General features: G+C 63.4%; 14 protein-coding genes and 1 pseudogene. All 15 read right to left on the reverse strand.

Annotated elements, in window-relative coordinates:
• A pseudogene (locus RMO23_RS02395) lies at nucleotides 1-227 on the reverse strand (imidazoleglycerol-phosphate dehydratase); the annotation flags it as partial.
• Nucleotides 224-1,309 (reverse strand): histidinol-phosphate transaminase, encoded by a 1,086-nt coding sequence (hisC, locus tag RMO23_RS02400; protein WP_309678500.1) that lies wholly within the window; start codon nucleotides 1,307-1,309, stop codon nucleotides 224-226. The pseudogene RMO23_RS02395 and the gene hisC, both read right to left, overlap by 4 nt.
• Nucleotides 1,306-2,649, reverse strand: a complete 1,344-nt coding sequence (hisD, locus tag RMO23_RS02405) for a histidinol dehydrogenase (RefSeq protein WP_309678501.1) — start codon at nucleotides 2,647-2,649, stop codon at nucleotides 1,306-1,308. Before hisD ends, hisC begins: the two co-directional genes overlap by 4 nt.
• Before the next feature lie 19 nt (nucleotides 2,650-2,668).
• A complete protein-coding gene (hisG, locus tag RMO23_RS02410) occupies nucleotides 2,669-3,307 on the reverse strand; it encodes an ATP phosphoribosyltransferase (protein ID WP_309678502.1) in 639 nt (212 codons plus the stop codon).
• Nucleotides 3,304-4,572 (reverse strand): UDP-N-acetylglucosamine 1-carboxyvinyltransferase, encoded by a 1,269-nt coding sequence (murA, locus tag RMO23_RS02415; RefSeq protein ID WP_309678503.1) that lies wholly within the window; start codon nucleotides 4,570-4,572, stop codon nucleotides 3,304-3,306. Before murA ends, hisG begins: the two co-directional genes overlap by 4 nt.
• Nucleotides 4,573-4,577: 5 nt before the next feature.
• Nucleotides 4,578-4,823, reverse strand: a complete 246-nt coding sequence (locus RMO23_RS02420; protein ID WP_309678504.1) for a BolA family protein — start codon at nucleotides 4,821-4,823, stop codon at nucleotides 4,578-4,580.
• A 20-nt stretch (nucleotides 4,824-4,843) separates the two neighbouring features.
• Nucleotides 4,844-5,599 (reverse strand): ABC transporter permease, encoded by a 756-nt coding sequence (locus tag RMO23_RS02425; RefSeq protein WP_309678505.1) that lies wholly within the window; start codon nucleotides 5,597-5,599, stop codon nucleotides 4,844-4,846.
• Nucleotides 5,596-6,555 carry an ABC transporter ATP-binding protein gene (locus tag RMO23_RS02430; protein WP_309678506.1) on the reverse strand — a complete coding sequence of 320 codons (960 nt, stop codon included), beginning with the start codon at nucleotides 6,553-6,555 and terminating at the stop codon, nucleotides 5,596-5,598. Before RMO23_RS02430 ends, RMO23_RS02425 begins: the two co-directional genes overlap by 4 nt.
• 81 nt (nucleotides 6,556-6,636) lie before the next feature.
• Nucleotides 6,637-6,906: an STAS domain-containing protein gene (locus tag RMO23_RS02435; protein ID WP_309678507.1), complete on the reverse strand. Its 270-nt coding sequence runs from the start codon at nucleotides 6,904-6,906 to the stop codon at nucleotides 6,637-6,639.
• A 23-nt stretch (nucleotides 6,907-6,929) separates the two neighbouring features.
• Nucleotides 6,930-7,565: an ABC transporter substrate-binding protein gene (locus RMO23_RS02440; RefSeq protein ID WP_309678508.1), complete on the reverse strand. Its 636-nt coding sequence runs from the start codon at nucleotides 7,563-7,565 to the stop codon at nucleotides 6,930-6,932.
• Nucleotides 7,566-7,705: 140 nt separating this feature from the next.
• Nucleotides 7,706-8,503: a VacJ family lipoprotein gene (locus RMO23_RS02445; protein ID WP_309678509.1), complete on the reverse strand. Its 798-nt coding sequence runs from the start codon at nucleotides 8,501-8,503 to the stop codon at nucleotides 7,706-7,708.
• 14 nt (nucleotides 8,504-8,517) lie between these two features.
• Nucleotides 8,518-9,024 (reverse strand): outer membrane lipid asymmetry maintenance protein MlaD, encoded by a 507-nt coding sequence (gene mlaD / locus RMO23_RS02450; RefSeq protein ID WP_309678510.1) that lies wholly within the window; start codon nucleotides 9,022-9,024, stop codon nucleotides 8,518-8,520.
• An 87-nt stretch (nucleotides 9,025-9,111) separates the two neighbouring features.
• Nucleotides 9,112-9,915, reverse strand: a complete 804-nt coding sequence (gene mlaE / locus RMO23_RS02455) for a lipid asymmetry maintenance ABC transporter permease subunit MlaE (RefSeq protein WP_309678511.1) — start codon at nucleotides 9,913-9,915, stop codon at nucleotides 9,112-9,114.
• Entirely contained in the window at nucleotides 9,912-10,760 is an 849-nt protein-coding gene (locus tag RMO23_RS02460; protein ID WP_309678512.1) for an ABC transporter ATP-binding protein, read from the reverse strand. The genes mlaE and RMO23_RS02460 overlap by 4 nt, the downstream gene beginning before the upstream one ends.
• Nucleotides 10,761-10,958: 198 nt before the next feature.
• Nucleotides 10,959-12,425, reverse strand: coding sequence for a glutamate synthase subunit beta (locus tag RMO23_RS02465; RefSeq protein ID WP_309678513.1), 1,467 nt, complete (start codon nucleotides 12,423-12,425; stop codon nucleotides 10,959-10,961).
• Nucleotides 12,426-12,477 lie beyond the last annotated feature (52 nt).

Genomic DNA, 12,477 nt, shown 5'->3' on the forward strand with positions numbered 1-12,477 from the left:
TCGATGTGCAGGTCGCCGACGGCATGAATGTCCAGGTCGATCAGGCCGTGGCGGGCGATCTGGTCCAGCATGTGGTCAAAAAAACCAATGCCGGTGGACAGCTTGGCCTGGCCGGTACCGTCCAGGTTGAGCCTGACGGTGATCTGGGTCTCGGCGGTGTTGCGCGAAACCTCGGCGGTTCTCGGTGCCAGGGGGGCCATTGGGGGAGCGGTGGTGGGGGTAGTCATAGGGAGGCTTCAAGCGCCGCCAGCAGTTGCGCGTTTTCGTCGGCGGTACCTACCGTCAGGCGCAAACAATTGGCCAGCAATGGGTGCATTTTAGAAACGTTTTTGACCAGCACCTTGCGCGCCTTCATGCCCTCGAAGGTTTTGGCTGCATCCGGGACCCGGACCAGCATCATGTTGGCGTCGCTTTTCCAGGCTTTAACACCGGGCAGCGCCTGCAGCGCTGCAAAAACAATAGCACGCTGCGCCCGTATGTCCTGGGCCTGCGCCGCAAACATCTCCTGGTAGCCGAGCGCGAACAGGGCGCACTCGTAATTCAGCACGCTGATGTTGTAGGGCGGGCGCACCTTGTCGATCTCGGCAATCAGGGCCTTGGGGCCCATCAGGTAGCCGATGCGCACGCCGGCCAGGCCGAATTTGCTCAGGGTGCGCATCAACAGCACATGGCCGTGCCGGGTGATGCGGTCGATATAGCTTTTGCTGGAAAACGGCTGGTAGGCCTCGTCCATCACCACCAGGCCACCCTGCTGGCCCAGGGCAGCAATGATTTTCTCGATCACCGCGTCGTCCCACAGATTGGCGGTCGGGTTGTTCGGGTAAGCCAGGTAGGTGATCGATGGTTGGTGCTCGGCAATGGCCGCCAGCATCGCGGCCTCGTCGAGTTCAAAGTCGGCCGTCAGCGGCACGCCGATGAATTTCAGGCCCTGCAGCTGCGCGCTCATGGCGTACATCACGAAGCCCGGCACCGGGGCCAGCACAGAGCCGCCCGGCACATCACAGGCCAGGGCCAGCAGCGAAATCAGCTCGTCCGAGCCATTGCCCAGCATGATGTCAAAGCCCTCGGGCATCAGCGCGTGGGCCGCCAGCGCGCGGCGCAGGTCGTTGACGCGGCCATCGGGGTAGCGGTTCAGCGCCAGCGCGCCCAGCCGCGCGCCGAGTTTGGCCTGCAGCTCGGCCGGCAGCCGGTGCGGGTTCTCCATCGCGTCCAGCTTGACCATGCCGGCCGAGTCCTGAATCGCGTAGGCATGCATGGACTGCACGTCATTGCGAATCAGTTTTTGGAGTTTCGGGTCCAGCGCGGTCATGGTTTGCCTCTCATGTCGGGAACGGTGTGCAAACGCATCTCGGCGGCGCGGGCGTGGGCCTGCAGGCCTTCGCCGTAGGCCAGCTCGGCCGCTATCTTGCCCAGCACCTGGGCGCCGGCCTCGCTGACCTCGATCAGGCTGGAGCGTTTTTGAAAATCGTAGACGCCCAGCGGGGAGCTGAAGCGCGCGGTGCCGCTGGTCGGCAACACATGGTTCGGGCCGGCGCAGTAGTCGCCCAGCGATTCGCTGGTGTAGGCGCCCAGAAAAATCGCGCCGGCGTGTTTCAGCAGCGGCTCCCAGCGCTGCGGCTCCTGGCTGGAGACTTCCAGGTGCTCGGGCGCGATGCGGTTGCTGATGGCGCAGGCCTCTTCCATGCTGCGGGTGTGGATCAGCGCACCGCGGCCATTGAGCGACTTGGCGATGATTTCGGCGCGCGGCATCTGCGGTAGCAAACGGTTAAGGGCGTCCTGCACCTGGTCGATATAAGCCGCATCCGGGCACAGCAAAATGCTTTGCGCCAGCTCGTCATGCTCGGCCTGGCTGAACAAATCCATGGCGACCCAGTCGGCCGGCGTGCTGCCATCGGCCAGCACCAGAATCTCGGACGGCCCGGCAATCATGTCTATGCCCACCGTGCCAAAGACGCGGCGCTTGGCGGCGGCCACATAGGCGTTGCCGGGGCCGGTGATCTTGTCGACGGCGGGAATCGTCGCCGTGCCGTAAGCCAGCGCCGCCACCGCCTGCGCGCCGCCAATCGTGAAGGCGCGGCTGACGCCGGCGACGTAGGCGGCGGCCAGCACCAGCGAATTCTTTTCGCCCTTGGGCGTCGGCACGACCATGATGATTTCGCCGACACCGGCCACATGGGCGGGAATCGCGTTCATCAACACCGACGAGGGGTAGGCGGCCTTGCCGCCCGGCACGTAAATGCCGACGCGGTCCAGCGGCGTGACCTTCTGGCCCAGCAGGGTGCCGTCCTCGTCGCGGTAGCTCCAGCTTTCGCCGTTGGCCTTTTTCTGCGCCTCGTGGTAGCTGCGCACCCGGCGGGCTGCGGCCTCAAGCGCATCGCGTTGGGCGGCGGGAATCGCCTCGAACGCGGCCTTCAATTCAGCCTGAGTGAGTTCGAGCGCGCCCATGGAGGCGGCGCTCAAGCCGTCAAAGCGCGCCGTGTACTCGAGCACCGCCGCGTCGCCGCGCTGTTGCACGTCGGCCAGGATGTCGGCCACGCGCTGCTCGATCGCCGCGTCGGTATCGGCCGACCAGTGCAGGCGCGCCTTGAAGTCGGCATCAAAAGTGGCCTCAGCCGTTGAAAGACGCGCGGGAGCAGCTATTAAATTCATAGCACGTAAAAGAAATAGGTTATCGGGCCACGGCCAGGGCAAACGCGTCGATCAGTTGGCGGATCGGCGCCTGCTTGAGCTTGAGCGCGGTCTGGTTCACCACCAGGTGCGAACTGATGTCCATGATGCGCTCGACTTCGACCAGGTGGTTGGCCTTGAGCGTGTTGCCGGTGGACACCAGGTCCACAATCGCGTCGGCCAGGCCGGTCAGCGGCGCCAGTTCCATGCTGCCGTAGAGCTTGATCAGGTCCACATGCACGCCCTTGGAGGCAAAAAAGTCGCGGGCAATCGCCACATACTTGGTCGCCACTTTCAGGCGTGAGCCCTGCTTCACGGCCTCCGCATAGTCAAAACCTTCGCGCACCGCCACGCTGATGCGGCATTTCGCGATTTGCAGATCCAGCGGCTGGTACAGGCCCTGGTTTCCCGATTCGAGCAGCGTGTCCTTGCCGACCACGCCGATGTCGGCGCCGCCGTATTGCACATAGGTCGGCACATCGGTGGCGCGCACCAGCACCACGCGCAGGTCGCTCTGGTTGGTACTCAGAATCAGCTTGCGTGATTTTTCGGGGTCGTCCAGCACCGCTATGCCGGCCGTTTTGAGCAGTGGCAGGATGTCGTCGAAAATTCGGCCTTTGGAGAGAGCCAGCGTAATCATGCTTTGACTCGCTCAATGTCGGCGCCTATACCGCGCAGCTTGGCTTCCATCTGGTCGTAGCCGCGGTCCAGGTGGTAAATGCGGTCCACCAGTGTTTCACCCTCGGCGACAAGTCCGGCAATCACCAGGCTGGCGGAGGCGCGCAAATCAGTGGCCATGACGGTGGCGCCCGAGAGCTTTTCAACGCCTTCCATGATGGCGACCTTGCCCTCAATCTGAATCCTGGCGCCCAGGCGCACCATTTCATTGACGTGCATGAAGCGGTTTTCAAAAATCGTTTCGGTCACGGTGCTGGTGCCCTGCGCAATCGCGTTGAGCGCCATGAACTGGGCCTGCATGTCGGTGGGAAAACCGGGGTACTCGGTGGTGCGGAAGGACTGGGCCCTCATGCGGCCCTGGGCCTGCACGCGGATGAAACCGTCGCCCGCCGTGATGACGGCGCCGGCCTCGCGCAGCTTGTCAATCACCACTTCCAGGTGATCGGCGCGGCCATGCCTGAGCACCACATCGCCGCCCGCCGCGGCCACGGCGCACAAAAAGGTGCCGGTCTCTATCCGGTCGGCCACCACCTGGTGCGTGCAGCCGTGCAGGCGTTCGACGCCCTGGATGCGGATGCGGCGCGTGCCGTGGCCTTCAATCCGGGCGCCCATCTTGATCAGCATTTCGGCCAGGTCGCCGATCTCGGGCTCCTGCGCGGCGTTTTCGAGAATGGTTTCGCCTTCGGCCAGGCTGGCGGCCATCAGGAAGTTTTCGGTGCCGGTCACGGTCACCATGTCGGTGGTGATGCTGCAGCCCTTCAGGCGGGTGCGTCCGGCCGGCAGTTTGGCAATCATGTAGCCATGCTCGACCACGATCTCGGCGCCCATGGCCTGCAGGCCCTTGATGTGCTGGTCCACCGGCCGCGAGCCAATGGCGCAGCCGCCGGGCAAAGACACCGTGGCCTCGCCAAAACGCGCCAGCAGTGGCCCCAGCGCCAGCACCGAGGCGCGCATGGTTTTCACCAGCTCGTAAGGCGCTTCGGGCGAACTCAGGGCGCCGGCGTTGAGGGTCACGGTGCCGGGCGCGCTGCGCTCGGCGCTCACGCCCATGTTGCGGATCAGCGTAAGCATGGTGGCCACGTCCTGCAGGCGCGGCACGTTTTCCAGCGTCACGCTATCGGCCGTCAGCAGCGCCGCGCAGAGTTCGGGCAACGCGGCATTTTTGGCGCCTGAAATGTCGACGCTGCCGGCCAGCGACCGGCCGCCCTTAATGAGTAACTTGTCCATGGTTTTTATTCGGCCTGGTTGCTTGCCCATTCGGCGGGCGTGAAGGTTTTCATCGACAGCGCATGCACCTCGTCGGTCTGCAGGCGGCCGCCCAGCGTGGCGTAGACCCGCTGGTGGCGCTGGATCAAACGCTGTCCCTCGAAGGCGCTGGAGACAATGGTGGCATACCAGTGCCGGCCGTCTCCCGTCAGCTCAAGATGTTCGCAGGCCAGGCCTTGCGCAATGATGGAGTGGAGTTCTTCGCGGGTCATGGTGTTTTTTTCAATGCGGTTCAATGGCGGATTTTGTAGCCGGTGCGCAGCATATTGACGGCGACTGCGCTGACCAACAGCGTGGCCGTCAGCACCAGACCCAGGCTGAGCCAGGGCGAGACATCGCTGACGCCAAAAAATCCGTAGCGAAAGCCGTCAATCATGTAAAAAAACGGGTTCAGGTGGCTGACTTTTTGCCAGAACGGCGGCAGCGAGTGAATCGAGTAAAACACGCCGCTCAAAAACGTCATGGGCATGATGACGAAGTTCTGAAAGGCCGCCATCTGGTCGAATTTTTCGGACCACAGGCCGGCAATCACCCCCAGCGCGCCCAGCATGGCGGCGCCCAGAATCGCAAAAATCACAATCCACAGCGGCGCCACGAAACCAGGCTGGCCGAAAAACACCGTGACCGCAAATACGCCCGCGCCAACCAGCAGGCCGCGCGCCACCGAGGAGCCGACGTAGGCGAAAAACCAGTGCCAGTGCGATAGCGGCGTGAGCAGCACAAACACCAGGCTGCCCATGATCTTGCTCTGGATCAGTGACGACGAGCTGTTGGCAAAAGCGTTTTGCAGCACGCTCATCATCACCAGACCGGGCACCAGAAAAGCGGTGTAACTGACCTGGCCGTAGACCAGCTCCCTGCCTTGCATGACATGGCCAAAAATCAGCATGTACATCACGGCCGTGAGCACCGGGGCGCCGACGGTCTGAAAACCGACTTTCCAGAAGCGGAGGACTTCCTTGTAAAAAAGCGTTTGCCAACCCGTCATCTCGCGACTCCCACCAGGCTCAATTCCAGAGGCTCTTCCACGGCTTTTTCCGCCATCACGTCCAGAAACACGTCTTCCAGGTCGGCCTTGCGGATTTCCACGTCTTCGGCCACCAGGCCCGCCTCGCGAATGGCGGCCAGGTATTGCTCGATTTCACGCGCGTTGTTTGCCGGAAACTGCACGATGCGACCCGTAATCCGGGCCTGATCCGCCAGTTGTCTGGGTAGTTCGCTATCAATTTTGAAGCGCAGCACATTCGATGAAGCCGCCTTGAGCAGCTCCGAGGTTTGCGCCAATGCCACCACCCGCCCCTGCTTGAGCATGGCGATGCGGCTGCACAGGGCTTCGGCTTCTTCCAGATAATGGGTGGTCAGCAGCACGGTGCTGCCCTGCTTGTTGAGCCTGGCGATGAACTGCCACAGGGTCTGGCGCAGCTCCACATCAACCCCCGCGGTGGGTTCGTCGAGCACGATGACGCGGGGTTTGTGCACCAGCGCCTGTGCCACCAGCACCCGGCGCTTCATGCCGCCCGAGAGCTGGCGCATGTTGGCGTTGGCCTTGTCGGCCAGCCCAAGGCTGTCCAGCAGTTCGTCGATCCAGGCGTCGTTGTGTTTGATGCCGAAATAGCCCGACTGGATGCGCAGCGCCTCGCGCACGGTGAAAAACGGGTCAAACACCAGTTCCTGCGGCACGACACCGAGTTTGCGCCTGGCATGGGCGTAATCGGTCAGCACATCGCTGCCATGCACGGTGACGCGGCCGCTGCTGGCGCGCGCCAAGCCAGCCAGAATGCTGATGAGGGTGGTTTTGCCGGCGCCATTGGGGCCGAGCAGGCCAAAAAACTCACCGGGCTGGATGTCAAAGCTCACGTCATCCAGCGCCCGGACCACCGGGCCGGTGTGATTTCGTGCGGATGAATAGGTTTTGGAGACGGACTGGAATGAAATGGCGGGCATGAACCGGCTATTTTAAGGGCTGGCGCGGCCTTGTACGGCGGGTGCCCTCAAGACGCCCTGCCAGATAAACGGGCAACCCGCTCAGGCCGCGGCCGGAATCAGCTCGGCCACGCCGTACAGGCCGGCCAGCTGGCGCAGGCGAGCGGGCAGCCCCTGCACCGAAAACGTCTTGCCGGCGGCCAACGCCTCGCGGCGGCAGGCCAGCAACACCGCCAGTGCGGACGAGTCAAACGCCTGCAGCGCGCGGGCATCGGCCACGACCTCTGCCGGCTGCGCGCGCACCGCCTGCGTCAGGCCGAGCGCAAATTCGGCCGCCACGGCGTGGGTCAGAACGGCAGGAAGTGTCAGCATGGCAGGGTTTGCGGCCGGGTGACTCAGGATTTCTTTTCGCTGGCGTTGGACTTGTTGCGCTGCTCCAGCGAGGCGATCAGGCCGTCCACGCCTTTGGCGTTGATTTCCTGGGCAAACTGGGTGCGGTAGGTTTCGACCAGCCAGACACCCAGCACATTGAGGTCATAGATTTTCCAGCCGGACGGCGTTTTTTCCATGCGGTAATCGAGCTGGACCGGGTCGCCGCGGCCCAGCACTTCGGTGTGGACCACGACTTCGGTGTCCGCGGGCGCGGCGCGCAGCGGCTTGACGCTGATGCTCTGGTCCCTGACCTGCGACAGCGCGCCGGAATAGGTGCGAATCAGCAGGGTTTTGAATTCTTCCTGCAGGCGTTTTTTCTGCTCGGGCGTGGCCTGGCGCCAGTTGCGCCCCACGGCCGAGGCGGTCATGCGCGTGAAGTTCACGTTGGGCATGACCTTGCTGTCCACCAGCGCGATGATCTTGCCCATATCGCCAACCAGCGCTGTCTTGTCGGCCTTGATGTTGTCCAGGACATCGCTGGAGACGCGCTTGATCAGCGCATCCGGCGCCTCGTCAGCGGCCTGCGCCAAGGGAGCGGACAGGAGCAGGGACAGGCTGAGCGAAGCAGTCAACAGGCGGCCAAAGGTTCTACGGTTCATGGTTGTCTTTCAAGGGTGAAACACGCCAATGCACGCCAAGGTGCAGGCATCAGCAGCATTCGACCACTATTTTCAGGTTTAGGTTCAGGCCCGTCATGAAGTTTTATGACCGGCGTGTAAATAATGTTTGCAAGCGCGCCTTAGTTGGCAGGCGCTGCCGGCGGCACGGGTGAGGGCTCTGACTGGGGCGGTGCGGGCGGCTCGGCCGGCGCGCCTGGCGTGACCTCGGGCAGGTCGTAGCGCTCTTCCCTGGCCGGGGGTTCAACACCCACCAGGCTGCTGCGGCGCTGCAGGTAAATGTCACGCGTGAAGGTGTATTTGTCGAGCGCGGCATCCTCCAGCACGTCACCGGCGTTCAGAAATCGGGCCCGCTTGTCGACCACGCGCAGGATGACCAGGGAATTGCGCACGGATGTTTTGTCAATCTGCGTGACCAGATCGCCGTACGAGTCCACCAGCGAGCCCACCGAGTCGCGCACCGTGGACGGGCCCAGCAGGGGCAGCACCACGTAGGGGCCGGTCTTGACGCCCCAGTAACCCAGGGTCTGGCCAAAATCTTCCTTGTGCTTTTCCAGCCGCATTTCGCTGGCAATATCAATCAGGCCGCCCAAACCGAGCCAGGTGTTCATGCTGACCCGCATCAGGGTCTCCACCGACTCCTTGGGCTTGAGTTGCAGCACATTGTTGACGAGCGACCAGACATCGGAAATATTGCCGAAGAAGTTGGTCACGCCGGTGCGCACCGGTGACGGCGTGACGGTGCGGTAGGCGGTGGCCACCGGCTTGAGGACGGCCCGGTCCACGCCGTCATTGAAATTGAACATGACCCGGTTAAACGGCTCCAGCGGGTCGGCCGGATTGGCATTGGGCCCGGTGGCGCAGCCCTGCAGCAGCACCAGCACCAGCCCGGCGGCGGTCAGCAATAGCGAAGATTTCATGGTGATTCGTGTCGTCATTTTTTTTCTGGGGTTCCTGATGGCGGTGCAGATTCTGATTTGGAACTGCTGTCCGCCGCTTTGCTGAATAAAAACTGGCTGATCAGATTTTCAAGTACCACGGCCGACTGGGTCTGCTTGACCACGTCCCCCGCGGCGAGGTTTTTCTCGTCGCCACCGGCCTCCACGCCGATGTACTGCTCTCCCAGCAGGCCGCTGGTCAGGATTTTGAGCGAGCTGTCCTTGGGGAAGGCGTAGCGGCTTTGCATGGCCAGATTGACGCTGGCCTGGTAGGCCTTGTCGTCAAAGGTGATGCTTTCGACCCGGCCGACCACCACGCCCGCGCTCTTGACCGCCGCGCGCGGCTTGAGCCCGCCAATATTGTCGAACTTGGCGGTGATCGGGTAGGAAGTGTCGAAATTCAGGGTCAGCAAATTGGCCGACTTGAGCGCCAGAAACAAAATGGCCGCGCCCCCAATCAGCACAAACAAACCCACCCACAGATCATTTTTTGAGCGTTGCATCGTTTTTCTTTCAGTGGCCTTCAGGCCGGCCAGCGGCCCAGGGAAGTCATTTTCGCATGGCTGGGGTGAAGCGGTAAGCTGGCGCCCCTAGAGGCTGAACATCCAGGCCGTCAACAAAAAGTCCAGCCCGAGCACCGCCAGCGAAGCCACCACCACGGTGCGGGTGGTGGCGCGCGACACGCCTTCGGGCGTGGCCTGCGCCTCAAAGCCCTGGTGCAGGGCGACAAAGGTCACCGTGACCCCAAACACAAAGCTTTTGATGACGCCGTTGCCGACATCGCGCCAGACATCGACGCCCGACTGCATCTGGCTCCAGAAGGAACCGGAATCGACCCCGATCATCACCACGCCGACGACCCAGCCGCCCAGGATGCCGACCGCGCTGAACACGGCGGCCAGCAGCGGCATGGCGATCACGCCGCCCCAGAAGCGCGGCGCCAGTATGCGCCTGACCGGGTCCACCGCCATCATTTCCATGGCCGACAGCTGTTCGCCGGCCTTCATCAGGCCGATTTCGGCGGTCAGGGCGGTGCCGGCGCGGCCGGCAAACAGCAGGGCGGTCACCACCGGCCCGAGTTCGCGCACCAGGCTCAGGGCCACCAGCAGGCCCAGCGCTGACGAGGAACCGTAGCGCTGCAGGGTGTAGTAGCCCTGCAGCCCGAGCACAAAGCCGACAAACAGGCCCGACACCGTGATGATGGCCAGCGAATAGTTGCCGAGAAAGAAAATCTGGTCGCGCACCAGGCCAAAGCGGGCCAGCGCCGGGCCGGTCAGCGCCAGCAGCCGTGCCATCAGCCGCGCGGCATAGCCGACTTCGGCCAGTTCGCGCCGCAGCGCAAAACCGAGGCTGGAGAGCTGGCGCGCCGGGCTGAAACGGTTCGGGCCGCTCATGCGCGGCCTCCGCGCCCATTGGCCGCCTGCTTGCCAAAATCGGCCGCCACCTCGGGGCCGGGGTAATGGAATTTGACCGGGCCTTCGGCCAGCGCGTTGACAAACTGGTGCACCAGCGGGTCGGTGGAATGGCGCACCTCGTCGGGCGTGCCCTGGGCCGCAATGCCACCGTTGGCCAGGATGATGACCTGGTCGGCGATCTGAAAGGTTTCTTGCAGATCGTGCGACACCACGATGCTGGTGATACCCAGGGTGTCGTTGAGCTGGCGAATCAGTTGCGCCGCGGTGCCCAGCGAAATCGGGTCCAGCCCGGCAAAGGGCTCGTCGTACATGATGAGTTCGGGGTCGAGCACGATGGCGCGGGCCAGCGCCACGCGCCTGGCCATGCCGCCCGAGATTTCGCTGGGCATCAGGTCGCGCGCGCCGCGCAGGCCGACGGCATTGAGCTTCATCAGCACGATGTCGCGAACCAGCGCCGGGCTCAGCGCCGTATGCTCGCGCAGCGGAAAAGCCACGTTGTCAAACACGCTCAGGTCGGTGAACAGCGCGCCAAACTGGAACAGCATGCCCATACGGCGCCGCGCCGCGTACAGCTCGGGCTGGGTCAGCGTGGCGACGTTCTTGCCGTCAAACAGCACCTGGCCGCTGTTGGCTTGTTGCTGCCCGCCGATCAGGCGCAGCACCGTGGTCTTGCCGCCGCCCGAAGCGCCCATGAGTGCGGTGACCTTGCCCCTGGGCACCGACAGCGTGACCCGGTTCAGGATGACGCGATCCCCGGCGGAACCGGGGTAGGAAAACGTGACATCCTTGAATTCAACCAGCGAAGAAGCAGCAGTGGTGGCCATGGACGACTTGAGAGGCCAACGCGCATGTCGGCAGGAGTAAGGGAATGCCCTGATGATAAGGGCTTTGGCACGGCCGGCCGCCCGGGCCCACGCGCACCAGCCACGCCCAAAACACCTCAATTGCAGTCAAAAGTGCCTCCGGCCCACGGATAACGCGCGGAGACAGCTATTAATTTAATAGCAACCGAGGCGTATCTTTCAGCGTGGCAAATCGCTGAACCCCATGAGGAACTCGTCCACCGCACGCGCGGCCTGGCGGCCCTCGCGAATCGCCCAGACCACCAGGCTCTGGCCGCGCCGGATGTCGCCGGCCGCAAACACCTTGGGCACGCTGGTGGCGTAGCCGCCGTTGAAGTCGGTGTGCGCCCTGGCGTTGCCGCGGTTGTCCAGCTCGACGCCGAAGGCTTCGAGCACCGAGGCGACCGGCGAGACAAAACCCATGGCCAGCAGCACCAGGTCGGCCTTGAGCAGCTGCTCGGAACCCGGCACCTCGACCATCTTGCCGCCCACCCATTCGACGCGAACGGTTTTCAGGCCGGTGACCTTGCCTTTTTCACCGATCAGTTCCTTGGTCGAAATGGCGAACTCGCGCTCGCAGCCCTCTTCATGGCTGGAACTGGTGCGCAGCTTGATCGGCCAGTAGGGCCAGGTCATGGGACGGTTTTCTTCTTCCGGCGGCTGGGGCATCAGCTCAAACTGGGTCACGCTGGCCGCGCCATGGCGGTTGCTGGTGCCGACGCAGTCCGAGCCGGTGTCGCCGCCGCCGATCACGATGACATGCTTGCCGGAGGCAGACAGCTGGCCCTTGACCTTGTCGCCGGCGTTGACCTTGTTCTGCTGCGGCAAAAACTCCATCGCAAAATGCACGCCGTCCAGCTCGCGGCCGGGCACCGGCAGATCACGCGACTGCTCGGCGCCGCCGGTCAGGATGACGGCATCAAAGTCTTTTTGCAGTTGTTCGGCGGAAATCGTCTCCTTGGCCCAGTTGGTGACCTTGGAGTCCTTGGGCAGCTTGCCGACCAGCACGCCGCAGCGAAAAATGACGCCTTCGGCTTTCATTTGTTCCACCCGGCGGTCGATATGGATTTTTTCCATCTTGAAGTCGGGAATGCCGTAGCGCAGCAGGCCGCCGACGCGGTCGTTCTTCTCGAACAGCGTCACGTCATGGCCGGCGCGCGCCAGCTGCTGGGCCGCCGCCATGCCGGCCGGACCGGAGCCGACCACGGCGACCTTTTTGCCGGTTTTGTGTTTGGGCGGCTGCGGCGTGACCCAGCCCTCGGCCCAGGCGCGGTCAATGATGGCGTGCTCGATCGACTTGATGCCGACCGCGTCGTCGTTGACGTTCAGCACGCAGGCCGCCTCGCACGGCGCCGGGCAGATGCGGCCGGTGAATTCGGGGAAGTTGTTGGTGCTGTGCAGCGTGTCAATCGCGTTTTTCCAGTCGGCGCGAAACACCATGTCGTTGAAGTCGGGAATGATGTTGTTGACCGGGCAGCCGCTGTTGCAAAACGGCGTGCCGCAGTCCATGCAGCGCGCCGCCTGCCGGTTGGCCTGCGCGTCGTCCAGCCCGATGACAAACTCCTTGTAGTTCTTCAGGCGCTCGGGAATGGGCTTGTAGCCCTCTTCGATACGCTCGTAGTCCATGAAGCCGGTGATTTTTCCCATGACGTGTCCTGTGCAATTTTTTAAGCATTTTATGCCGCCAGCCCATGAATAA

Origin of the sequence: Polaromonas sp. (assembly GCF_031411155.1) — a bacterium.
Taxonomy (GTDB): Bacteria; Pseudomonadota; Gammaproteobacteria; order Burkholderiales; family Burkholderiaceae_C; genus Polaromonas.

Coding starts and splice junctions, on each gene's coding strand:
- RMO23_RS02435 (WP_309678507.1), bottom strand. CDS start 6,906: ATGCTGACACTTCCTGCCGTTCTGACCCACGCCGTGGCGGCCGAATTT.
- RMO23_RS02425 (WP_309678505.1), bottom strand. CDS start 5,599: ATGACGGGTTGGCAAACGCTTTTTTACAAGGAAGTCCTCCGCTTCTGG.
- RMO23_RS02440 (WP_309678508.1), bottom strand. CDS start 7,565: ATGAACCGTAGAACCTTTGGCCGCCTGTTGACTGCTTCGCTCAGCCTG.
- RMO23_RS02460 (WP_309678512.1), bottom strand. CDS start 10,760: ATGGCCACCACTGCTGCTTCTTCGCTGGTTGAATTCAAGGATGTCACG.
- hisG (WP_309678502.1), bottom strand. CDS start 3,307: ATGATTACGCTGGCTCTCTCCAAAGGCCGAATTTTCGACGACATCCTG.
- hisC (WP_309678500.1), bottom strand. CDS start 1,309: ATGACCGCGCTGGACCCGAAACTCCAAAAACTGATTCGCAATGACGTG.
- RMO23_RS02420 (WP_309678504.1), bottom strand. CDS start 4,823: ATGACCCGCGAAGAACTCCACTCCATCATTGCGCAAGGCCTGGCCTGC.
- mlaD (WP_309678510.1), bottom strand. CDS start 9,024: ATGCAACGCTCAAAAAATGATCTGTGGGTGGGTTTGTTTGTGCTGATT.
- RMO23_RS02430 (WP_309678506.1), bottom strand. CDS start 6,555: ATGCCCGCCATTTCATTCCAGTCCGTCTCCAAAACCTATTCATCCGCA.
- RMO23_RS02445 (WP_309678509.1), bottom strand. CDS start 8,503: ATGAAATCTTCGCTATTGCTGACCGCCGCCGGGCTGGTGCTGGTGCTG.
- RMO23_RS02465 (WP_309678513.1), bottom strand. CDS start 12,425: ATGGGAAAAATCACCGGCTTCATGGACTACGAGCGTATCGAAGAGGGC.
- mlaE (WP_309678511.1), bottom strand. CDS start 9,915: ATGAGCGGCCCGAACCGTTTCAGCCCGGCGCGCCAGCTCTCCAGCCTC.
- murA (WP_309678503.1), bottom strand. CDS start 4,572: ATGGACAAGTTACTCATTAAGGGCGGCCGGTCGCTGGCCGGCAGCGTC.
- hisD (WP_309678501.1), bottom strand. CDS start 2,649: ATGAATTTAATAGCTGCTCCCGCGCGTCTTTCAACGGCTGAGGCCACT.